Origin of the sequence: Gordonia westfalica (assembly GCF_900105725.1) — a bacterium.
Taxonomy (GTDB): Bacteria; Actinomycetota; Actinomycetes; order Mycobacteriales; family Mycobacteriaceae; genus Gordonia; species Gordonia westfalica.
The window spans coordinates 296,851-319,036 of sequence record NZ_FNLM01000036.1; the positions used below are offsets into that span (position 1 = coordinate 296,851).

General features: G+C 68.0%; 20 protein-coding genes and 2 pseudogenes. 8 read left to right on the forward strand and 14 right to left on the reverse strand.

Features of this window, described 5'->3' with window-relative positions; translation table 11 throughout:
- Positions 1-20: 20 nt before the first annotated feature.
- The 6 genes and pseudogenes from BLU62_RS27715 to BLU62_RS27740 all read right to left on the reverse strand — a co-directional run bounded on the left by BLU62_RS27715 (position 21) and on the right by BLU62_RS27740 (position 6,455).
- Positions 21-1,258, reverse strand: a pseudogene (locus BLU62_RS27715) (acetyl-CoA C-acetyltransferase).
- Positions 1,255-2,952, reverse strand: a complete 1,698-nt coding sequence (locus tag BLU62_RS27720; RefSeq protein WP_074853618.1) for an AMP-binding protein — start codon at positions 2,950-2,952, stop codon at positions 1,255-1,257. Before BLU62_RS27720 ends, BLU62_RS27715 begins: the two are co-directional and overlap by 4 nt.
- A complete protein-coding gene (locus BLU62_RS27725; RefSeq protein WP_074853619.1) occupies positions 2,949-3,821 on the reverse strand; it encodes an alpha/beta fold hydrolase in 873 nt (290 codons plus the stop codon). The genes BLU62_RS27720 and BLU62_RS27725 overlap by 4 nt, the downstream gene beginning before the upstream one ends.
- Positions 3,818-4,552 carry a hypothetical protein gene (locus BLU62_RS27730; protein ID WP_074853621.1) on the reverse strand — a complete coding sequence of 245 codons (735 nt, stop codon included), beginning with the start codon at positions 4,550-4,552 and terminating at the stop codon, positions 3,818-3,820. Before BLU62_RS27730 ends, BLU62_RS27725 begins: the two co-directional genes overlap by 4 nt.
- On the reverse strand, positions 4,549-5,742 hold the full coding sequence (locus BLU62_RS27735; protein WP_074853623.1) for an acyl-CoA dehydrogenase family protein: 1,194 nt from the start codon (positions 5,740-5,742) through the stop codon (positions 4,549-4,551). The genes BLU62_RS27730 and BLU62_RS27735 overlap by 4 nt, the downstream gene beginning before the upstream one ends.
- Before the next feature lie 86 nt (positions 5,743-5,828).
- A complete protein-coding gene (locus tag BLU62_RS27740; protein WP_074853624.1) occupies positions 5,829-6,455 on the reverse strand; it encodes a TetR/AcrR family transcriptional regulator in 627 nt (208 codons plus the stop codon).
- A gap of 162 nt (positions 6,456-6,617) precedes the next feature.
- Here BLU62_RS27740 and BLU62_RS27745 point away from each other — a divergent pair, with 162 nt between their 5' ends.
- The 4 genes from BLU62_RS27745 to BLU62_RS27760 all read left to right on the forward strand — a co-directional run bounded on the left by BLU62_RS27745 (position 6,618) and on the right by BLU62_RS27760 (position 9,990).
- The gene (locus tag BLU62_RS27745) at positions 6,618-7,112 is read left to right on the forward strand and encodes a nuclear transport factor 2 family protein (RefSeq protein ID WP_074853626.1); all 495 of its coding nucleotides are present in this window, start codon (positions 6,618-6,620) and stop codon (positions 7,110-7,112) included.
- Positions 7,113-7,153: 41 nt separating this feature from the next.
- Positions 7,154-7,486: a DUF485 domain-containing protein gene (locus tag BLU62_RS27750; protein WP_099047942.1), complete on the forward strand. Its 333-nt coding sequence runs from the start codon at positions 7,154-7,156 to the stop codon at positions 7,484-7,486.
- Positions 7,483-9,093 carry a solute symporter family protein gene (locus BLU62_RS27755; protein WP_074853630.1) on the forward strand — a complete coding sequence of 537 codons (1,611 nt, stop codon included), beginning with the start codon at positions 7,483-7,485 and terminating at the stop codon, positions 9,091-9,093. The genes BLU62_RS27750 and BLU62_RS27755 overlap by 4 nt, the downstream gene beginning before the upstream one ends.
- A gap of 69 nt (positions 9,094-9,162) precedes the next feature.
- Positions 9,163-9,990, forward strand: coding sequence for a mycofactocin-coupled SDR family oxidoreductase (locus BLU62_RS27760; RefSeq protein WP_244278421.1), 828 nt, complete (start codon positions 9,163-9,165; stop codon positions 9,988-9,990).
- 81 nt (positions 9,991-10,071) lie between these two features.
- Here the strand turns inward: BLU62_RS27760 and BLU62_RS27765 are convergent, their stop codons facing one another.
- The 3 genes from BLU62_RS27765 to BLU62_RS27775 form a co-directional block, all read right to left on the reverse strand.
- The gene (locus tag BLU62_RS27765) at positions 10,072-11,265 is read right to left on the reverse strand and encodes an NAD(P)/FAD-dependent oxidoreductase (RefSeq protein ID WP_074853634.1); all 1,194 of its coding nucleotides are present in this window, start codon (positions 11,263-11,265) and stop codon (positions 10,072-10,074) included.
- Between the two features lie 61 nt (positions 11,266-11,326).
- Positions 11,327-12,559, reverse strand: a complete 1,233-nt coding sequence (locus BLU62_RS27770; RefSeq protein WP_074853636.1) for an allantoate amidohydrolase — start codon at positions 12,557-12,559, stop codon at positions 11,327-11,329.
- 2 nt (positions 12,560-12,561) lie between these two features.
- A complete protein-coding gene (locus tag BLU62_RS27775) occupies positions 12,562-13,137 on the reverse strand; it encodes a HutD/Ves family protein (protein ID WP_084811959.1) in 576 nt (191 codons plus the stop codon).
- A 129-nt stretch (positions 13,138-13,266) separates the two neighbouring features.
- Between BLU62_RS27775 and BLU62_RS34450 the strand changes: the two are divergent.
- Both BLU62_RS34450 and BLU62_RS34455 read left to right on the forward strand, forming a co-directional pair.
- Positions 13,267-13,797 (forward strand): annotated as a pseudogene (locus BLU62_RS34450) (LysR family transcriptional regulator); the annotation flags it as partial.
- 122 nt (positions 13,798-13,919) lie between these two features.
- Positions 13,920-14,165: a LysR substrate-binding domain-containing protein gene (locus tag BLU62_RS34455; RefSeq protein ID WP_280141572.1), complete on the forward strand. Its 246-nt coding sequence runs from the start codon at positions 13,920-13,922 to the stop codon at positions 14,163-14,165.
- A 20-nt stretch (positions 14,166-14,185) separates the two neighbouring features.
- Here BLU62_RS34455 and BLU62_RS27785 read toward each other — a convergent pair whose 3' ends face one another.
- Positions 14,186-15,205: a LacI family DNA-binding transcriptional regulator gene (locus BLU62_RS27785; protein ID WP_074853637.1), complete on the reverse strand. Its 1,020-nt coding sequence runs from the start codon at positions 15,203-15,205 to the stop codon at positions 14,186-14,188.
- Between the two features lie 115 nt (positions 15,206-15,320).
- Between BLU62_RS27785 and BLU62_RS27790 the strand changes: the two genes are divergently transcribed.
- Together BLU62_RS27790 and BLU62_RS27795 are read left to right on the forward strand one after the other, a co-directional pair.
- Positions 15,321-16,493 carry an acyl-CoA dehydrogenase family protein gene (locus tag BLU62_RS27790; protein WP_074853638.1) on the forward strand — a complete coding sequence of 391 codons (1,173 nt, stop codon included), beginning with the start codon at positions 15,321-15,323 and terminating at the stop codon, positions 16,491-16,493.
- Positions 16,490-17,626, forward strand: a complete 1,137-nt coding sequence (locus tag BLU62_RS27795) for a CaiB/BaiF CoA transferase family protein (RefSeq protein ID WP_074853640.1) — start codon at positions 16,490-16,492, stop codon at positions 17,624-17,626. The genes BLU62_RS27790 and BLU62_RS27795 overlap by 4 nt, the downstream gene beginning before the upstream one ends.
- Before the next feature lie 89 nt (positions 17,627-17,715).
- Here the strand turns inward: BLU62_RS27795 and BLU62_RS27800 are convergent, their stop codons facing one another.
- From BLU62_RS27800 to BLU62_RS27815, 4 genes are all read right to left on the reverse strand, one after another.
- Complete coding sequence (locus tag BLU62_RS27800; protein ID WP_074853641.1) at positions 17,716-18,759, reverse strand: hypothetical protein; 1,044 nt, start codon at positions 18,757-18,759, stop codon at positions 17,716-17,718.
- A 39-nt stretch (positions 18,760-18,798) separates the two neighbouring features.
- Positions 18,799-20,055 carry an acyl-CoA dehydrogenase family protein gene (locus tag BLU62_RS27805; RefSeq protein WP_074853643.1) on the reverse strand — a complete coding sequence of 419 codons (1,257 nt, stop codon included), beginning with the start codon at positions 20,053-20,055 and terminating at the stop codon, positions 18,799-18,801.
- A 72-nt stretch (positions 20,056-20,127) separates the two neighbouring features.
- Positions 20,128-21,093, reverse strand: coding sequence for a LysR family transcriptional regulator (locus BLU62_RS27810; RefSeq protein WP_074853645.1), 966 nt, complete (start codon positions 21,091-21,093; stop codon positions 20,128-20,130).
- A 62-nt stretch (positions 21,094-21,155) separates the two neighbouring features.
- Entirely contained in the window at positions 21,156-22,148 is a 993-nt protein-coding gene (locus BLU62_RS27815; protein WP_074854288.1) for an isopenicillin N synthase family dioxygenase, read from the reverse strand.
- Positions 22,149-22,186: the final 38 nt, after the last annotated feature.

Consider the following 22,186-nt stretch of genomic DNA (forward strand, 5'->3'; position numbering starts at 1 on the left):
CCGGAGGACTCAGGCGGCGGTCACACCCGCTCGAAGATCGCGGTCAGTCCCTGGCCGCCACCGATACACATGGTCTCGAGTCCGAAACGAGCTTCGCGACGGTCCAGCTCACGCAGCAGCGTCGTCAGGATCCGCACGCCGGTCGCGCCGACCGGATGGCCCAGCGAGATGCCCGATCCGTTGACGTTGGTGCGATCGAAGTCGGCGTCGGAGAACTTCCACTCACGGGTGACCGCCAGGGCCTGAGCCGCGAATGCCTCGTTGAGCTCGATGAGGTCGATGTCGGAGAGTTCGAGGCCCGCACGGATGAGTGCCTTGGCGGTGGAGGGGACGGGCCCGATGCCCATCACCTCGGGCCCCACCCCGGCGACCGCCCAGGTGACCAGACGGGCGAGCGGTGTGAGTCCGAGGCGTTCGGCGTTCGCCCTGGTGGTCACCAGGCATGCTGCGGCACCGTCGTTCTGGCCGCTCGCATTGCCCGCGGTGACGGTGGCGTCCGGATCGGACCTGCCCATGATCGGGCGCAGCCTGGCCAGCGACTCCAGCGTGGTGTCGGCGCGGGGGTGTTCGTCGCGGTCGACGACCTTGTCGTCGCCCTTGCGCTGCGGAACCGACACCGGCACTATCTCTTCCGCGAACCTGCCGCTGTCGATGGCGGCCACGGCACGTCGATGCGATTCGACGGCCAGTTCGTCCTGCTCCTGCCGCGGGATCGAGTACTCGCGCCGAAGGTTCTCCGCGGTCTCGAGCATCCCGCCGGGGACCGGATGGTTCTTCCCCCGGCGGTGACGCGGCCGCGGGCCAGCCGATCGTGCAGCGCCGCAGGCGCACCCTTGGCACCCCACCGCATCGACTCGGTGTAATACTCTGCGCGACTCATGGATTCGACGCCGCCGGCGATGACCAGGTCGGCCACCCCGGTCTGGACGCGCATCGCGGCGTCGAGAACCGCCTGCAGGCCGGAGCCGCACCGCCGGTCGAGCTGTGAGCCCGGCACGGTGACGGGAAGCCCCGCGTCGAGTGCGGCGACGCGGCCGATGGCCGGCGCCTCGCCGTTCGGATAGCACTGGCCGAAGACGACGTCGTCGATGCGCTCGGGATCGATCGCGGTGCGTCGCACCAGCTCCGAGATCACCGTCGCGGCCAGGTCGGTGGCCGGGACGTCGACGAACGATCCTCCGTAGCGACCCACCGGAGTGCGGAGTGGCTCGCAGATCACGACGTCGTCGGCTGCCGGTGGTGTGGTGTTGACGGTCATTCGGGTGTTCCTTTGCGGTAGTCCACTTCCTGGCCGGACCAGCGTTGCGCCCAGTCACGCAACTCGACGGCCCGGATCTTGGTTCCGTTGCCGCCGACCGTGGTCGGCATCTCCTCGATCACGTGCACCGCTGCGGGAACCTTGAACGCGGCCAGGCGGTCCCGGCACCAGTTCTTCAATGCCGAAGCGTCGAGGTCGGAGTCGGCGTCGACCGGCACGACGAAGGCGACGGCCTCGGTGTATCCACCCGAACCAGTGATCCCCACGACCTTCGCGGTCTGCACGTTCTGGTGTTCGGCGAGACGATGTTCGATCTCGGCGGGGTCGACGAGAAAACCGCGCAGGCGCAACACATCTCCCATGCGGCACACGTAGCGGAAGCCGCCGGTGTCGAGTGCGCGCGCGAGATCGCCGCTTCGGAACCAGCCGTCAGCGGTGAACGCGCGCGCGGCGGCGTCCGGGTTCCCGAGATATGCGTCGACGACGTTGGGGCCGCGGAACTGCAGTTCACCCTCCTCGTCGGTGCCGAGGATGCGGTCGTCGAACGGGTCGGCGACCCGTACGTCGATGGCCGATTCGACCGGACGGCCACCGCCGTTCCAGCGCACCGATTCCGGGTCGTCGGATGACCAGAGGAGGGCGAGCGCGAAGACCTCCGACGAGCCGAAGACGCCGGTCGTCTGGGCCCCGGCCTCGTCGCTTGCCCATCGGGCGATGTCGTGGGATCGGCCGAGGAAGTCCGCGATACCGAGCCAGCGCAACGATCTCAGATCGGTTCGTCGCCCCTCGTGCCAGGTGTCGTACAGGCGCCCGAACAGGTCGTCACCGCCGACGATGTGGGTGACGCGCTGCGACTCGACCCGGTCGAGGGTGGCCGCGGCGTCGAAGACGGGCTCCATCAGGATGGCGGCGCCACCCGCGAGGCCGGCCATGGCCGTGCTGAATCCGAAGACCCCCGACACGGGGAGGACGCCGAGGATGACGTCACCTTCGCGGACGCCCATGATGGCGGCGTCGGCCTGCGCATGCCGGACGACCGCCGAATCCCGGTGTGCGGCCAGTTTCGGTGTGCCGGTGGAGCCCGACGTGGTGAACGCGACCGCGAGTTCGCCGGTGTCCGTGGCCCGGACGCCGGCGGGTGTCCACGCCGCCGTCGACGGCGTCTCGGGTGCGTGAACACCGGTGGTGTCGCCGCTTCCGGCGATCCAGGCGCCTGCGCCGAGATCGAAATCGGCCGGGGTGGCTTGTGTGTTCGACGGTCCGGGAACGACCGCGATCGCCGGGACGGGATCGGCAACCGCAATGGCATCGCGCAGCGTGCCGAAGATGTCGAGTCCGTGGAATTGTGCGGGGACGGCGACCACCGCCGGTCGCGCCGAGGTCAGGATGTGGGCGACCTCTCCGACGTTGTACCGGGTGTTCACCCCGATGACGTGCGCACCGAGGGCCGACGCGGCGAACTGCCAGACGAGTGCGTCGGACCAGTTGGGCAGATACACCGCCAGGGACTGACCCCGGCGGACACCGATGTCCGACAGCTCTTCTCGCAGTTGGTCGACCCGTCGCGCGAGCTCGGATCGCGTCCGGGCCATGACCTCGCCGGCGGCGACATCCATCGCGATGGGGCTGTCCGGGGACCGGCGGACGAGATCGGCGAGCATCCCGGCGAGGGTGGGATGGGTGGTGACGGTCATGACACGACCTCCGGGGTGCGGGTGCCGGCCGGCAGGGATCGCAGCCAGGCGTCGGCGCGTGACCCGAAGTCGGGGAGCTCCTCCATCGGGTAGTGGCCGTACCCGGCCAGCTCGGTGAACTGCGCACGCGGACCGTCGAGTTCGTTGATCTCGTCGGCGGCGCGACGGACGGCGTCGACGCTGATCCACGGGTCGTCGGCGCCGCAGATCAGATGCAGCCCACAGGTGAGGTCGGTGAGCCGGTCGCGGACGTCGTGGCTGCCCCAGCCGATGAGGTCCGACGACGAGATCTCCGGGTCCTCGCGTTTGTGCATGAGGCCGATGAGATGTGCCTGCGCGGCCGGGACCGAGCGTCCGACCGAGGCCAGGCTGCCGAGGTACGTGCGGTCGGCGCGGGCCGGTCCGGCGACATCTTCGAGTTCGCGTCGCAGACCGGCGATCTTGACCCGCCCCGGTCCGGTCTCGGCGGCCATCGCGACGGCCCCGGCGAGGGGGTACTCGGGCCGCGTCGCCAGCTCGAGCGTGAGCTTGCCGCCGATGGAACACCCGATGACGTAGGGCTTCTCGATGTCCAGGAGCCGTAGAACGGCCGTCAGCCAGTCGGCGTAGTCGACGAGGCTGGTGATCGGCCCGGTCGAGCAGGGTTCGGAACGGCCGTGACCCGGCAGGTCCGGGACGATGACCCGGTAGCCGCGGTCGGCGATGCCCTGTGCGGCACGGCGCCATTGGACGCCGCTCTGACCTGCGGTGTGGATGCACAGCACCGTCGGGATGTCGACGATGCGTTGCCCCGGCGTGGTTGGGTCTGGGGTGACGATCTCGACGAACGCCAGGGCGCCCTGGATCTCGAGGTAACGTGCCTCGATCATGAGTGCACCTCCCGCGCCATCGCCCGCGCGTTCATGATGATCGCGTGCAGCGGTTTGGTGAGTCGAAGGTATTCGTAACCGTTTCCGGCGGAGGAGAACTCACCGCGGAGCGCGCGACGCATGAAGTCGTCGGTGTCGGACAGCATCAGATCCACCCAGGTGGCGGGGGCGGCCTCGAAGGTGAACGTGGCACCCAGCAGGGCTCGCCGCGTGACATCGATGACCTGACCCTTGTAGATGCGCAGGTGCACTTCACGGTCACCGCATCGCAGTCCGACGGTGCCGTCCCAAGTGGAGACCGACGAGGTGAACGCGGCGTCGGAATGCAACCGTCCACGCAGTTGCTCACCCCACTCGACCGAGCAGAAGTCAAGAGAAGGAACAACTTCGGGACGGACCTCGGTACGCCAGGTCTCTGTTCCGCATTCGCGGACCCGCCCGGTGTCGTCGAGGAGACGGATCTCCCGATCGATGCCGTCGGGGCCGACGCGGGTCACGACGGTCGTGGCCTGGATACGGTCCGACTCGGTGATCGGCTCTGCGGCCGACCAGGTGACACCGGCCCGTGCGGCGGCCGGGATCGGATCGGCCAGCCACTCCGCCAGCACCATCCCGAACGACTGTGAACGAGAAGGGATGCGGAGTCCGTGACGTTCCAACACGTCGGTGGCGAGGTGGGTGCCGCTGGAGGTCCGGACGCCCACTCGGTGCGACGCGATCACCGTGGTCATGACCCGGCCCTACCCAGCAACTCGTCGGAGATGATGCGCATCTGGATCTCGCTGGTGCCCTCGAAGATCTTGGTGAGACGTGCGTCGCGCCAATGCCGTTCGACCTGGAAGTCCGTGGTGTACCCGGCGCCGCCGTGGATCTGGACGGCCTCGCTCGTCACGTGTTCGGCCATCTCGGTGGCGACGAGCTTGCACATCGACGCCTCGAGCGAACACCGCCGGCCGGTGTCGATGTCGGTGGCCACCGAGTACATCAGCTGGCGGGCCGCCTCGATGTCCGCGGCCATCTTGGCGATCTTGAAACGCAGGTGTTGGAAGTCCGCGAGCTCGTGGCCGAACTGCTTACGGGTGTGCATGTAGGCGATCGAGTCCTCGAGCGCGGCGCGGGCCAGGCCGATCGCCCGGGCGGCCGTGTGCGCGCGACCGACCTCGAGCCCGCTGACCGCCAGGTAGAAGCCTTTGCCCTGCTCGCCGAGCATGCGATCGGCGGGGATGCGGAAGTTGTCGAAGGACAGTTCCCAGGTGCTCCAGCCGAAGTAGCCGATCTTGCGGACCTTGGTGCCGGAGATGCCCTCGGGGAAGACGCCGCGTTCCTTCTCGACGAGGAAGGCGCTGATGCCGCGGTGCGGCTTGGCCGGGTCCTTGTTCGGGTCGGTGCGGGCGAACAGCACAAGGTAGTCGGCCTCGTCGGCGTAGGTGCACCACATCTTGGTGCCGTTGACGACCCAGTCGTCGCCGTCACGCGTCGCGCGGCAGGAGATGTTTGCGACGTCGGAGCCCGCCTCGGCCTCGGAGAGCGCATAGGCGCCGAGGTACTCGCCACGTGCCACGCGTGGCAGCAGCGCGGCCTCCTGCTCGGGGGTGAAGCCGCCGCCCATGCCGTTGCCGCGTGCCAGCAGTCCCGACACACTCATCCATGCACGCGAGAGCTCCTCGGCGACAAGGCAGTACTCGAAGACGCCGAGTCCGAGGCCGCCGTGCTCCTCGGGGATCATGATGCCGAAGAACCCGACCTCGGCCATCGCCTTCTTGAGGGTGTCGGGGATGGTTCCCTGGACTGGGTCGAGCTCGTTGGCGACCGGCAGGACCTGCTTCATGGCGAAGTCGCGGGCGAGGTCGCGGATGGCGATCCGGTCCTCGGTCAGATATCGCGGGCTGTCGGTCCGGGGCTGTGACGGCCGATGGGTCATGGCCTTCTCCTAGTGAATGCGAGCCGGAGGGATCGAGTCGGTGGCACGATCACTCATTAACGGTCGTTCACCATTAGAGCACCGGGTCAGCCGGCGGTCAATGCCTGATCGAGCCCTGGCCGGTATCCGACGAGGTTGAGCGCGTACTGGCCGTAGTCCTCCGCGACCTCTTCTGCCGTCCGCGGTCCGTCGGGTCGGAACCACACGGGGATTCCGGCGCACATCAGGAGAACCGCGGTGACCGCCTGGTGTACGCGATCCACATGAAACAAACCCTGGTCGACGGCCCTTTCGGCGATGTCGATGAACTGTTGCTCCTGGGCATCACGCGAGCCGACGACGCGCTTGCGGTCGATCTCGCCCAGGTAGCGCAGCTCGGTGTTCGCGACCAGGCATTCGCGAGGCTTCTGTGCGGTGTAGAGGGCATGCGTGACGACCGCCGCACGCCACTGTTCGGCGGGGGACTTGCCGGCCCGGCGGATCGCGTTACGGGTTGCGGTGAACTGCTCGTCGCTCGCGGTGCGGAGGATCTCGACCAGTAGATCGGACTTGTTCTCGAAGTGGTTGTACACGTTCGCGGCGCTGCAACCAGCGCGATTGCCGATGGTGCGCATCGTCGCGCCGTGGAATCCGGCGGTGAAGAACTCGTCGAGCGCGGCGTCGAGTATGCGGTCGCGGGACGCGGCGGTCGCCGACGGCGATCGGGTGTTCATCTGCTCAGGGTAAGGCGGAGTCGTCCGACCAGCAAGGACGCGTAGCCGAGGTCGGTTGACGCTTCCCATCGAGTCGGTTTATGGTGTGGCTCACATGAACGAGCGTTAATCTAGGTAATCAACCACACGGCCCCGATCGCGGGCCGACTCCGGAGGATGCGCATGACCACGAGCACCGAACCCGATCTGGCCGCGCGGGTGACGCGCCTCGAAGATCTCGAGGCGATCCGCGCGCTGGACGCGCGGTATTGCCGTCACCTCGACGACGGGAACTGGGATGACCTGATGGCCCTGTTCACCGACGACGGCGAGTTCGACGGCCTGTCGAACCCGCGTGGCAAGACCGAGATGCGGGCCTTCTTCGCAGGCCTCGCCGATGGTGGCCTCACATCGTTCTGGCACTTCATCACCAACCTCGAGATCGAGATCGACGGTGACCGGGCCGTTGCCCGGTCCTTCCTGTGGCAGCCGTGCGTACTCGACGGCATCGCGTCGATCGCAGCAGGTCGGTACACCGACGAGCTGGTCAAGCAGGACGGGCGGTGGCTGTACCGGGTGAAGAAGGTGCGCTTCCATTTCTTCGGACCGCTCACCGACGGATGGGACGAGGATCAGTTCGCGCTGGACTCGGCACGCGCTGCGGCGGTGAACCGGTGACCGAGCCGAGAACGCCGGCGGCCGGGGTGCGCTGGACCGACATGCTGGCCCTGCCCGAGATCGTCGAACTGCGTCGGCGTCGCCGAACCGTCACCATCGGCCTGGGCGTTGCGACGATCGCGCTGTTCGCGGCGTTCATCGTCGGCTTCGCCTACTTCCCCGAAACCCTGGGTAGCACGATGATTGCCGGAATTCCGTTGTCTCTGTGGGTGGTTCTCGCGGAGTTCGTCGGCACCTGGGTTCTGGTGTTCTCCTACTTCAAGCTGTCGGCGACCTATCTACAACCGGCCGCGGACTCTGCGACCGCCGCGGTGACGGCGGTCATCAGGGACGCCGACACGACGGGCATCTCGACGAGGGAGTACTCGGCATGAGCAACGACACCGACTTCTTGGCCATCGCCATCTGCGTGGCGGTCATCTCGCTGACCCTGTGGATCACCTTCGCGGTGGCGCGACGGTCGCGCAGTGCAGACGGGTTCTTCGCTGCGGGACGGTCGATCAAGAGCTGGCAGAACGGCTTTGCCATCTCCGGCGAGTTCATCTCGGCGGGCAGCTTCCTGGGTACCACCGGATTGATCTTCTACAAGGGTGTCGACGGAACGATCATCCTGTTCACCTCGGTCATCTCGTTCATCCCGGTCCTGCTGCTCCTCGCAGAGAAGATGCGCAACATAGGCAAGTACACGATCGGCGACGTTCTGGTCTTCCGGACCGAGTCCCGTGGCGTGCGTGTGGCCGTCGCCCTCAGCACCGTCGCGACCGGAACGTTCGTCCTGCTCGCCCAGTTGGTCGCCGCGGGCACACTTCTCGAGGCGATCTCGGGAGTCCCGTTCTGGGTTTCGGTGCTCGTCGCGGGAACCCTCATGGCGGTCTATGTCTTCGTCGGCGGGATGGTCGCCACCACCTGGGTTCAGGTGATCAAGTCCTCCATCCTGGCCATTCTCGCGGCGGTGATCGCGCTGGGCGTGCTGGCGAAGTTCGGCTTCAGCCTCCCTCTCCTGTTCTCGTCGGCCACCGAGCACGCCGTGGAGAGCGACGCGATCTTCACCCCGGGCGTGATCTTCGGCGACGGTGGAACGATCAACCTGCTCTCCTACGCACTGACTTTCGCGCTCGGCACGGCCGGCATGGCGCACATCCTGATCCGGTTCTTCACCGTGCCGGAGGCGGGAAGCGCGCGTCGCTCGCTGGGATGGACCGTGGCGCTGTGCAGCATGTTCTACCTGATCGTCGTCCTCATGGGCTTCGGCGCGGCTGCTGTTCTCGGTGGCGACGGTTCCGAGAAGGTCGGTCCCGGAGGCAACCTCGCAGCACCGGTGCTGGTCACGGAGCTGGGCGGCGGCGAGGGAACTCTCGGCGGCTCGCTCGCGCTCGCGCTCGTCTCGGCAGTGGCCTTCGCCTCGATCGTCGCGGTGGTCGCCGGCGTGGTGATCTCCGCCGCCGGCACTTTCGCGAGGGATGTGTGGCCGTCGCTGGTCCGGGCGAACCGTGGCGCCGGTGACCCGGCGGTCGAGGTCGACGAGGAGCAGCAGGCTCGGGTGGCCCGCTACGGCGCAGTGGTGTTCAGTGTCTTCGCGATCGGGACCACCCTCATGATCGGCGACGACACCAACATCACCTACTTCATGGGGATGGCGTTCATGGTGGCCGGCAGTGCTCATCTCCCGGCGCTGGTGCTCAGTCTGAGCTGGCGGCGCTTCACCGCAGTCGGGGCCAGATGGGGAATCCTCACCGGTTTGATCTCGACGATCCTCACCCTCATGCTGACCGACGCCCTCTGGATGGGCAGCGGCGACGCACCTCTCGGCATACAGCTGCCGGTCATCATCACCTTGCCGCTCGGCCTCGCCGCCTGCGTGCTGGGATCCCTGCTCTCGGGGCGCACCATCGAGGATGCCGGTCACGACGACGAGAAGTTCGCCGAGATGATCGTGCGGGCGGAGACCGGAATCGGTGCGGAGGCCGCCTCGACGCACTGATTCGGTGACAATCTCCTCGGACCCAGGGCTTCGGCGGTAGGGTCCGGGGAGATGAAAGGGGTTCGGCACGTGGGATCTTCGGCGCAGGGACGGCTGGCAGGCAAGGTCGCGTTCATCACGGGCGTCGCCCGAGGTCAGGGGCGGGCCCACGCGGTACGGCTGGCGTCGGAGGGTGCGCAGATCATCGGCGTCGATCTCGCCGGGCCGCTGCCGGGCGTTCCGTACGATCCCGCCACCGAGGACGATCTCGCCGAGACCCGGCGGCTGGTCGAGGACCTCGGCGCCAAGGCTGTCCTCACCCGTTGTGACACCAGAGATCTCGACGGACTCTCCGCGGCCGTCGGCGACGCGGTCGAGGCACTCGGCGGGCTCGACGTCGTGGTCGCGAACGCGGGTATCTGCATCCCCGAGACGTGGGATGAGGTGACCCCGCAGAGCTTCCGCGACACGATGGACATCAACGTGACCGGCGTCTGGAACACCGTCACCGCTGCGGCTCCGCATCTCATCGACCGCGGTGGGGGATCGATCATCCTGACCAGCTCACTCGCCGGGAAGAAGCTGCAGCCCTTCATGGTCCACTACACGACGAGCAAGCATGCGCTGGTCGGGATGTCGCGTGCCTTTGCGGCGGAGCTGGGACAGCACGACATCCGCGTCAACACAGTGCACCCCGGTGCGGTGATCACGCCGATGGGCTCCGGGCGCATGGTGGAACGCATCGAGGAGACGAACAAGGCGAACCCGCGTCTCGCCGGCATGGGGATGACCTTCCTGAACCAGTTCGCCGCCGAGGCCGACGAGGTCGCGAACGTGGTGGCCTTCCTGGCGTCCGACGAGTCGAAGTTCATCACCGCCGAGGAGATCTCGATCGACGGTGGCGCGCAGCATTTCTGAGGAGACCGCAGAACGCGCAGTATGGGCCGTGTACCCGGCCCGCACTGCGCGTCCACGCCCTTGCCACACTGATGGATCAGATCAGCGCATCTCGCCGGCTCCCTCGTAGGGGTTGAGGCTCAGCAGCAGGTCGCCCTCTTCGAAGCGCGAGTACCGGAAGTCGCGCGGGTCGACGTTCTTGAGGGTCGTGGTGCCGGTGAGCAGGAGGTCGGCGACCAGTTTGCCCACGGCGGGAGAGATCTTGAAGCCGTGGCCGGAGAATCCGGTCGCGAGGAACAGGCCGTCGACCGGAGCGGGACCGATGATCGGGTTGTAGTCCGGTGTGACGTCGTACGCGCCGACATACGAACTGGTGATGCGAGGGTCGGGCATGTCCGGGAGGCGATGCCCCGCCTTCATGACGATCTTGTCGACCGTGCTCGCGTCGGCGCGATTGATGTAGTTGTCGGGGTCGATGTACTCGGGCGCCGAATGGTCCGAATTGCCCATGAGCAGTTCGCCGTTGGGCTCGCGGCAGATGTAGGAGAGGCCGGCGAGGTCGGAGAGCACCGGTACGACGGGCGTCGGTTCGCCCTGGTCGATGAGAACCAGCTGCGCGCGTTGTGCCTTCACGTCGACCGGGACGCCGACACCGGCGGTCAGCTGCGGGGTCCACGGGCCGGCGGCGACGATGACCGTGTCGGCGTGGATGGCGTCGCCGTTGGCGAGCTGCGCGCCGATGACTCGACCGCTGCTGTCCTGCAGGAGTTCCGTGACCGCGGTCGACTGCTTGATCTTGACCCCGAGTTTGCGGGCGGACGCGCCGAAGGCCATACCGGCCATGTAGGCCTCGCCACGTCCGCCGAGCGGCTCGTAGGCGAAAGCGGCGAAGTCGTCGAGGTGCAGTCCTGGCCACAGTTCGGCCATCTTGTCGTGACCGATGAGTGAGACGTCGATCCCGAGGCCCTGCATCATGGAGACGTTCGCCTCCAGCGGCGCGATGTTGTTCTCACCCACGCCCACCACGTATCCGCACTGCTGGAAGGCCATGTCGTCGCCGAAGAGCTCAGTGGCCCGCGTGAAGATGTCGACGCCGTACCAGGACATCGCAGCCAGCGACGGGTTGCCGTAATGGCAGCGCACGACGCCGCTGGACTTGCCGGTCATTCCCGAGCAGAGGGTGTCCCGCTCGACGACGAGAACATCGGTCACGCCCTGGTCGGCGAGAGACCACGCGATCGCGAGACCCTCGAGTCCGCCGCCGACGATGAGATAACGAACAGTTGTGGTTGCCATGGCAGTTCACCTTTCGGTTGAGGTCAGGGGGATGAAGCGTTGGGGGTGTGAAGGATTCGGTTCAGCCGAGGAGTTCGGCGAGAACGGTGGCGAGGGCGTCGCCGCCGCGATCGGCGTCGGGGTCTTCGACGTACTCCTCGGGGGAGTGCGAGATACCGGTCGGGTTGCGCACGAACAACATTGCGGTGGGGATACGCTCCTTGAGGACGCCGGCGTCGTGTCCGGCGCCGGTCGGGAGGATGGGGGCGTCGGGCAGGATCGACGACAACCGTCCGCGCAGCGCGGGGTCGAAGTCGACGCGCGGGCTCATCGAGGCCTCGGTCAGCGTCATCGTGCAGCCCTCGGCGGCCGCGTGTTCGCGTGCCGCCGCGGCGATGTCGGCGACGAGAGCGGCGACGACCCCGTCGTCGGAATGCCTGACGTCGAGCCACACGTCGACCCGCGAGGCGATCACGTTGCTGCCGCCGGGAACCGGATCGAGTTTGCCGACCGTCGCGCGTGCACCGTCGACCAGCTTGCCCAGGCGCCGGACATCGATCACCGTGGCGGCCGCGGCCACCATCGGATCGCTGCGGTCGTTCATCAGCGTCGTCCCGGCGTGGTTGCCCTGCCCCGAGAAGGAGAGCAGCCATCGGCCGTGGCCGAGGATCGACGACCCGATCGCGACGGGCGAGCCGTGGTCGATGAGGCCGCGGCCCTGCTCGACGTGGAGTTCGACGAAACACCCGATCTGGGAGAGACGTTCGTCGTCGCGTCCCATGTGAGCCGGGTCGAGGCCGTTGCGGGCGGCCAGCTCGGCGAACGTGGTGCCATCGGCATCGGTGAGGCCCATGGCACGTTCGACCGAGACCGCCCCGGTCATCAACTGCGAACCGAGACAGGCGAGTCCGTAACGTGAGCCCTCTTCCTCCGGGAACACGGCGAGTGCGAGCGGGCGTGCCGGCTCGATGTTCCGGGCCCGCAGGATGTCCACGGCATTGAGGGCCGAGGCGACGCCGAGAGGGCCGTCGAAGGCGCCGCCGCCGGGCACCGAATCGAGATGGCTCCCGGTGACCACCGCATCGGACAGTGGCGCCCCGGTCGGGTTCCACCATGCCCAGATGATCCCGTTGCGATCGCATTCGACGTCGAGGGAGCGGTCCGTGGCGGCCGCGGTGAACCATTCGCGCAGTTCGAGTTCGGCACTCGAGTACACGGGCCGGCTGTAACCGCCTCGCGATGCATCCGTGCCGATGCCGGCGATCTCGGCCATCAGGCCGCTCACCGTCGAACCGACGTGTGTGTTGTCTGCCATTCTCAATTCCTCACTGTCGGTGTCGAATACGGCGCTCGGATGGTCACTCGGGCGAGTACGGAATCGCCGCTCACGTCGAGTCGTCCCTGCTCGAGTGACAGCGTGTCGAACGGTGCGAGTGTCTCCCCGCCGACGGTGAGCGAGCCGGACAGGAGGACCCAGGCTGCTCCCTCGACGGCGTCGAGTACCGCATCGCCGTGGGTGTGCTGCAACGTCAGTTCGCCGGTGCCGGCGTCGCGCCTGACCATCAGGTTGAGGAGCATGGTCGGTCCGCGCGTGAGCGTCGCGTCGACGACGCTCTCGCCGGCGAACCTCACCCGGTCCAGGCTGTCGAGGTGCCGCGCGTCTCCGTCGACCGTCAGGATCAGCGGATCGGCACCGACCACGAGCGCGACGCGTTCGAGGCCGTCAAAGGTCGAGAACGGTCCGGTGGCGTCGATGTTCGCCAGGCTGAGAGTCCAGTCCGGCCCGTCGTCGCCACCGACGGTGGCGATCCGCCGGGTGCGTCCGGCGCCGTTGCGCCACGGCGTCTCGGCGATGTCGCGGAGCCGGGTGACGCGATGGGTCATCGTCGACATGGCGGTGATCCCCTCTTGTGGAGTCGGGTGAGTGGGAGTCGGTTGATCGGTACATCAAGTAGACGTCCTCGATAAGAGAAACTCCAATATGTATTGCACGCCCATTATTCTGTGGCGCAGAATAATCCGATGGAGTTACGACACCTGCGCTCGTTCCAGGTCCTCGCCGAGGAGCTGCACTTCGGTCGGGCCGCGGCTCGGCTGCACATTTCGCAACCGCCGCTGACCGCGCACATCAAGGAGCTCGAACGCGAGGTCGGCACCGCCCTGTTCCATCGATCGACGAGGCGCGTCTCACTGACCGACGCCGGTGAGATCTTCGCGGTCCGGGTCGGTGACATCCTCGGTTCGCTCGACGAGGCCGTGGCCGAAGTGCGGGCGTATGCGTCCGGGAAGCGCGGGCGGGTCCGGGTCGGGTTCGTCAGCTCGGCGAGCGGGACCGTTCTCGGCCCGGGCCTGCGGATGTTCCGTGACCGGCGTCCCGAGGTTCAGCTCGACCTCGCGCCTCTCACGACGCGTGAGCAGATCGACGCGCTGTCGCAAGGGGACCTCGACGTCGGCCTGATCCGATCGGCCGGGTCCGGGCCCGGGTACACCGCCGAGGTGCTGGTGGAGGAGCCGCTGGTGGCCGTCATGCCGGCGACACATCGGTTGGCGAGGAAGGCGGAGGTGGAGATCGCCGACTTGCTCGAAGAGAAGCTGATCCTCTTCCCTGCGCATCTGATGCCCGGTTACGTCGCCCAGATCTGGTCGTTGTTCACCCCCACGGCGCCGAGCCGCGGGTGGTCCAGGAGGCGATCCATCACGAGACGGTGCTCGGCTTCGTCTCCGCCGATGTCGGGATCTCGATCCTGCCCGCGTCGGTGTCGCGTTTCCGTACCGACGACATCGCGATCCGGCCGATCAGCGGGTCGCCGACCACGCCGTTGATGGTGGCCCGCAACCCGGAGTCGCGGAATCCGGCGGTCGGGGCCTTCATCGACTGCCTCTACGCGGCCCTGCCGGGCGACCTCGGCGTCACCGAGTAGGCCATGGGGTGCGGAGACCGTCAGGTGGTGCCGCGAGCCATCAGCTCGACGGGGAGACGGCGGGACTCCACGTCGCGTCCGGCCGTCAGATCCAGCAGCCCGCGGACCGCGGTCTGGCCGATCTCGAGGGCGGGGGAGTGAATCGTGGTGAGCGGCACGGGAAGTTGCGCCGCGATCGGGATGTCGTTGTAACCGACGAGCGCCAGGTCCTCGGGGATGCGCAGACCGAGGTCGCGGGCGACGCCGAGCACGCCGACGGCGATCGTGTCGGACACCGCGAAGATCGCGCGCGGCCGGTTCGGTGTGTCGAGCAGAATCCGCCCGGCCTCGGTTCCGCCGCGCACCTCGAAACTCGACGGGACGACGCGATGATCGGGTAGCTCGATCCCGGCCGCGGCGGTCTCGGCGCGGAAGCCGGCCAGGCGGTCCGTCGCCGTCGTCGCGTGGGTGGGACCCGAGATGACGGCGAGGTCGGTGTACCCGCGGTCGATCAGGTGGCGTGCGGCCAGTGCGCCGCCGCGCACATCGTCGCCGCCGACGAAGGGGAGTCCGGCGTCGGCATGCCGGGTCAGCGTCATCATCGGGACGTCGCCGACCCGCAGCGACGCGATGAAGTCCTTCCCCGGTCGGTGCAAGCCGCTGAGGAGGAGGCCGTCGACCTGCCGTCCCACGAGCAGCTCGATGGCCGCACGCTGGGCTTCCGGGTCGTCGGGCGGGCTGGAGAGCAGCACCGAGTAGCCGGCGCGGGTCGCCTCCTGTTCGATGCCCTGATAGGTCGTGGCGACCACGCCGTCGGTGAGTCGGGTCATCACCACGCCGAGGGTCGTGGTCCTGCGGGTACGGAGACTCGCGGCCCAGAGATTGCGCTGGTAGCCGAGCTCATCGGCGACCTCGCGGACCCGCAGGGCCGATTCCGACCACCCGTCGGCCGGTTCGGACTGCCGCAGAACCCGGGACGCCGTCGACACGTGGACACCCGCGGCCTTCGCGATCTCCTTGAGCGTCGGCGTCCGCTGACCACCGGTCACGCTGGCCCCCATCCCTGTTGTTGACGTAGGTGCTCCGGAGCACCTACGTTAGTCCATGCAAACGTTCTCGCAAACGTTCTCGCTGAACTTGCACGATCAGTTACAGGCCCGACCCCCGGAGGTTCCGATGTCCCGACCCAGCACCTTGTCTCAGCTCTTCGCCCTGGACTCGTTGCTCGACGCCGACGAGATCGCGATCCGCGACACCGTTCGCGACTACGCCAACTCGCGTCTGCGTCCGCACATCGCCGACTGGTTCGAGGACGCGAAGCTGCCGGCCCGGGAGATCGCCAAGGAACTCGGCCAGATCGGTGCCCTCGGTATGCACCTCGAGGGCTACGGCTGCCCGGGCACGAGCGCGACCGCATACGGTCTCGCCTGCCTCGAGCTCGAGGCCGTCGACTCGGGTATCCGCAGCCTCGTGTCGGTCCAGGGGTCGCTCGCGATGTTCTCGATCCACCACTGGGGTTCCGAGGACCAGAAGAACGAGTGGCTGCCGCGCATGGCCGCCGGCGAGGCGATCGGTTGCTTCGGCCTGACCGAACCCGACTTCGGCTCCAACCCGTCCGGCATGCGCACCAACGCCAAGCGTGACGGCGACGACTGGCTGCTCAACGGCACCAAGATGTGGATCACCAACGGCTCGATCGCCGACGTCGCGGTCGTCTGGGCGCAGACCGATGAAGGCATCCGCGGCTTCGTCGTCCCCACCGACACCCCCGGGTTCTCCGCGCCGGAGATCCACAAGAAGATGTCGCTGCGTGCGTCGGTGACCTCCGAGCTCGTCTTCGACAACGTCCGACTCCCCGCCTCGGCGATGCTCCCGAAGGCCCAGGGCCTGAGCGGACCGCTGACCAGCCTCGGCGAGGCCCGCTTCGGCATCATCTTCGGTGCGATCGGCGCTGCCCGAGACTGCCTCGAGACCGCCATCGACTACTCGCAGTCGCGCGAGGTCTTCGACAAGCCGCTCGCCGGTTACCAGATCACCCAGACCAAGATCGCCGACATGGCGCTCGAGGTCGGCAAGGGACATCTGCTGGCCTACCACCTGGGTCGCCTGAAGGACCGCGGTGAGATCCGCCCCGAGCAGATCAGCACCGGCAAGCTCAACAACACCCGCGAGGCCATCAAGATCGCCCGCGAATGCCGAACCATTCTGGGCGCCAACGGCATCACGCTCGAGTACCCGGTCATCCGGCATGCCAACAACCTGGAGTCCGTCCTCACCTACGAGGGCACCTCCGAGGTTCACCAGCTCACCATCGGCCGCGCCCTCACGGGCCAGGCCGCCTTCCGGTGAGCGAGCGCGCGGCGCTCGACGGACTCGTCATCGCCGACTTCGGCCGGGTGCTCGCCGGGCCGTACGCGACGATGTTGCTCGCCGACCTCGGTGCCGAGGTCATCAAGGTCGAGCGGCCCGGCGTCGGCGACGACACCCGGTCGTGGGGTCCGCCCTGGGTGGGCGACCAGTCGTCGTACTTCCTCTCGGTCAACCGCAACAAGCGGTCGGTGGCGATCGACCTGTCCGATCCCGCGGGACTCGAGGAGGCGCGGCGCCTCGTCGATCGGGCCGACGTCGTCGTCGAGAACTTCATGCCCGGCACGATGGATCGCCTCGGCCTCGGTTACGACGCGGTCGCCGACCGCCGGCCGGACATCGTCTACTGCTCGGTGACGGGATTCGGGGGGAACAATCAGCTCCCCGGTTACGACCTGCTCATCCAGGCGGTCGGGGGACTGATGAGCATCACCGGTCCCGACCCGCAGACACCGACCAAGGTGGGTGTCGCGGTCGTCGACGTCATCACGGGATTGCATGCGGCCGTGGGCATCCTGTCGGCGTTGCGGCACCGTGACCGGACCGGTCAGGGGCAGCGCATCGAGGTGAACCTGTTGTCGTCGCTGATCTCGGCACTGGCCAACCAGTCGTCGGGATACGTGGCGGCCGGCGTGGTTCCGACGGCGATGGGCAACCGGCATCCCAGCATCGCGCCGTACGAGGTGTTCCGGACCGCGGATCGTCCGTTCGTGCTGGCCGTCGGCAACGACCGTCAGTTCGCCGGGCTGTGCGAGGTCCTCGGACGCCCCGAACTACCCGTCGACGAGCGGTATGCGACGAACAGTGCTCGGGTGGCGAATCGGGAAGAGCTGGTGGCGATCCTGAACGAGGCGCTGTCAACGGCGAGCGCGGATCACTGGTTCGACGCACTCACCGCGCGGCGGGTGCCGTGCGGCCCGCTCAACGACATCGCCGACGCCATCGCGCTGGCCGAACGTCTGGGTCTCGATCCGGTCGTGGAGATCGACGATCCGCGCCGGGACTCACCATTCCGGTCGGTGGCCAACCCGATCCGGATGAGTGCCACTCCGCCGAAGTATCTGTCGGCGCCCCCGCTGCTCGACGAGCACGCGCCGGCGTCCGACCTGGTGTGACGCACAGCAAACCCACCCTTTTTCGGCGAACCCACCACCCCGCAGGGTGGAGGATCTGCCGAAAAAGGGTGGGTTTGCAGGGTTTACGGCTAGGCGGTGGCCAGCTCGCGGCTCTCGGCGAGTTCGCGGTACGCGCTCACGACGGCGTCGAGCTGGGCCTGCGAATGCCGGCCGAGCCCGCATTCGGTGGAGATCCCGAAGTCGGGCAGGAACTCGGAGACGATCGCGGCACGCTTCCGCGCGCCGCCCGCGCCGTCCTCGGCGTGCAGCAGGCCGAGGAAGATCTCGGTCGACGGCTCGACCGCGAGATTCTGCAACGGCTGCCAGTGCGCGCGACGATTCCAGGCGGCGACCGTCGCGGCGTGGATGGCGTCGATCGGTCGGGACACGTGCCGCGACAGTCCGTTCGCGACGGTGACGATGGCCGACGCGTCGCGGGGCAGGATGTGACGGCCACCCCGGGCGGCGGCTTCGGCGTCCGGCGGATCGCCCATGAACGGTGACGCCCCGAACTTCGAGTCGCCGTAGCAGAGATGGAACGTCAGCTCGGCGTCGTCGGGAATCCACGACGCCAGACGCGCGGTCGCCGCGAAGATCGCCTCATGCCCCGCATACGGATTCCGGAACCAGCCTTCGACGGTGGCCAGCTCGGTCGGCAGATCCCACTGGACGGCGAGATCGATCGCCGGGATGAGGGTGAACAGTTTCTCGACGCTCTGCCGGAGTGCTCGCTCGTAGGCCAGCGCGACCTCGACCTGGGAGTCGAACTCCACGAACGAGTTCACGGCATTGAACGGTGTCGGGATCGAGACGAGGAACCGGGATTCCGGCACCAGGATGCCCTTCTCGCGGGCAGCCACGAAACGCTTGTACGACGCCGCAGCGGTGGAGTGGTAGTCGACGTCGCCGAATTCGACTGCGACACCCGGCTTCACGCGGCCGCGGCCGTCGACGACGTCGAGGGTCGGGTTCTCGAGGAACAGCGGACTCTGGGTGAGGACCCAGTTGGCGCGGTCGCCGGGTTCGCCGTCGGGAACGCGGAGCACTGCGGGCTGGAGGTCGGTGCCGACGAGCGAGAAGGCCGCATCGACATCGGGCACGTTGATACTGCCGGTGAGATAGAAGTTGGTCATGGAAAATCCTTGTGTGTCAGGAGAATCGGAACTCAGGTGTCAGAGGAGGACGCCGAGCCGGGGCGGCCGCGTGCCGTGCAGGGTGTTGTTGCCCAGGTGGACGTTCTTCCACCGGGCCGGGTCGTGCAGGGAGTGGACCCGGACGTTGCGCCAGTGCCGGTCCAGTCCGTACTTGCGATCGGTTGCCGACGCGCCTGCGAGTTCCAGTACACCGGAGGCGATCTCGACCGCGAACTCCTGGGCGAGTGCCTTCGCCGCGGCCACCGTCAACGACGCCGCAGCAGCCGAATCGCGGGTCAACTCGACTTCTGTCCGGGCTGCGTCGATCAGGCCGGCGCCCTTCTCGAGCAGGGCTTCGAGTGCGTACAGGCGGGCGGTGAGCTCGCCGAACCGGCGGACGACGTGTGGTTCGTCGGCGGCCTGCTCCACCTGCGCCTCGAACCACGGCCGCGACCGGGTCCGGACGAACTCGGCGCCGTCGTCGAGTGCGGCGCGCGCGATCCCCACATCGATCGCGGTGTGCAGGGCCTGGTCGAAGGCGCCCAGGACGGACGGGTCGGCGGTGGCCGGGTCCGGATCGGGGCCCTCGTCGAGGACCAGATGATCCGGCACGACCACCTGGTCGAGAACGACCTCCCCGCTGGCGGTTCCGCGCTGTCCGAACGAGGACCAGGCCTCGAGGTTCAGCCGTACACCCGGATCGGTGGCCCGGACGAAGACCGTCGCGCCGTGGTCGGTGCCCTCGATGCGGGCTCCGACGCCGATCCACGTGGCGCCGAGTGATCCGGTGGCGTAGTACTTCTTGCCGTCGAGCTGCCAGGTGTCGTCGTCGAGACGGCGGACGGTGGTCCTGCGCTCCACAGCGGTTCGGGTGCCGTTCTCAGCCGAGGCGTTGCCCAGCTGCGCGCCGGCCAGGATGTCGGCGAAGATCGTCGGCGCCGGCTCGCTGCGGCCGAGGCCACGGATACCCGCGCTGAGCACGAAATGCGAGAGGAGGAGCTGTCCGACGGCCGAATCGGCCTGCGCGAGGCGTCGGATGACCTCGACCGCGACCGACTGCGGGAGGTCGGGTCCGCCGTGTTCGGCGGGCACGAGGATGCCCAGCAGTCCGGAGCGGGCGACGATCTGCAGCTCCTCGACCGGCGGCACCCCGTCCAGTTCGCGCTGCAGGGAGCCCGCGCCGATCGCGGCGGCGACGGAATCGGCGGCGGCGAGCGCGGATGTTGGATCGGACAGCACCGGGACGCTCTGAATCCCGGAGATCGCGGGAGTGTCGGTGGCGGACGTGGGGGCCATCGTCGAGATCCTTTCGTGGACGACTGGTTTCGCGCCTACGCTAGGGTCTCGCCGAGCCGATCCGGCTATGCGTCAAGCAACGCTTACAGGTTGTGCAGGAACGGTGTACGCCGCTCGGCCGGAGGACGGCCGGGATCGTGGCGCCCCCACGGTCCGGGCCGCCGACAGCAGCGCCGCGAGCGGGCTCCCGGGGGTGGGAGCGGTTGTCGTCGCGAGTGCGATACGACGTACCGGAGGCGTGCCGGCGACCGGACGTACGACGACATCGGTTCGCGCACTTCGCAACGCGAGCGAGGGCACCAGAGACACCCCGAGGTCGGCGGCGACCAGGCCTTGGACCGTCGAATAGTCCTCCGCGCGGAACGAGACCGACGGCGTGAAATCGGCACGGCGGCAGGAGTCCAGGAAGACGCGGGCATCCGGACAGCTGCCGGTCGCCGAGCTCACCACCCACTGCTCGCCGGCCAGGGCCGCGAGCGGGACCTCGCGGACATTCGCCAGTCGATGACCAGAAGGGAGTACGACGAAGAACTCGTCGTCGAACAGTGTTGTGGTGCAGAGGTCTCGGTGCTCGCTCCGGTCACCCGGGACCTCGGTGATCACGCAGACCTCGACCTCGCCCTCGCGCAGTAGGTCCGTGCCGTCGTCGGGGTCGGCCGCCACCAGGCGGATCTCGGTCCGCGGGAAGGCCTCACGCATCCGGGCGACGGTGCGCGGCAGGATCTCCGACGCGGCACTGGAGAAGGAGGCGATCCGCACCACCCCGGATTCCGGGTTTGTCGCCCGCGCGAGGTCGCGCTCGGCATCGTCGATCGCCGCCAGGATGATTGCGGCATGGTCGACGAGTCGCGCGCCGGCCGGCGTCGGATGCACGCCGGACGAGGTGCGTACGAGCAACTGATGGCCGATCTCGCGTTCGAGTGCGGTGATCTGCTGGGAGATCGCCGACGTCGTGTATCGCGTCGAGGCAGCGGCAGCACTCATCGAGCCGCACCGGACCACCTCGGTTAACACCGCCAGCTTGCGCACATCGAACACGCCGAAACCCTAGAGCGTGCGCGGCGTGGATCAGACAGTTCTGCTCAGCCCGACCGAAAGGGTCAGTACGCCGACGCGGGCTGGGACGGGATGATTCCGTGGTGCAACTCCGCGACGTCGGGATGCGCGCGGGTGCGCGACTTCCAGGCGTTCTCGCCATAGGTGTTGAAGATCGGGTTGTCCGGATCCGCCTCGACGCCGCGCGACGCAGCTGCCAACTCCGGCGGCAGGTCGATGATCGGGATGACCGCGTCGAGGGCGGGGTTGAGGAAGAAGGGGATCGAGACCCGGTCGGACCCGGGGCGCGGCGCGCGGACGCGATGCCGGGTCGCTCGCAGGTACCCACCGGTCGCGACCTCGAGGAGTTCGCCGATGTTGACGATGAACGCACCTTCGACGGGAGGGACCTCGAGCCAGGTGCCCTCCGCGGTCTCGACCTCCAGCCCCTCCGAACCGGGTTCGACGAGCAGCAGGGTGAGGACTCCCGAGTCCTTGTGTGCGCCGACGCCCTGCGTGCTGTCAGCGGTACCCGGGTATCGCACCACCTTGATCAGCGTGGCCGGCAGCTCCGCGAACGCGGCGTCGAAGAAGGATTCCGGGGCCCCCAGCGACACCGACCAGTGCCGCAGCAGCCGCAGCCCGACCTCGGACAGTGCAGTGCCCCACTCCTCGAAGGCGTTGCGGAAACCGGCGGGCGAGGAAGGCCAGAGGTTCGGCCCCTGCAGTCGCCAGTAGCCCCCCGCGTCCGGGATGACGGACCGCTCCGGGCCGATGTCGATCTGCTCGCGCCAGTCCACCTTGCCGTTGGTGAGTTCGCCGCCGAGCCGTGAGTACCCCCGAAACTGCGGGCTCTGGAGCTGGCTGATCTCGTTCTTGACCTCGCCGGGTAGCGCGAAGAAGTCGCGTGCCAGCCGCAGGACCTCGGTGAACGACTCGGCCGGCACACCGTGGCCCGTCAGATAGAAGAACCCGTGATCGTGGGCTGCCTCGCGGAGCGCCGCACGAAAGGTCGCAGTATCGGTGTCGGCGTCGCCGAGGTCGAGGATGGGGAGCATGGGGCAAGCCTGCCAGAGCGCCATGTGGATGAGGAGTG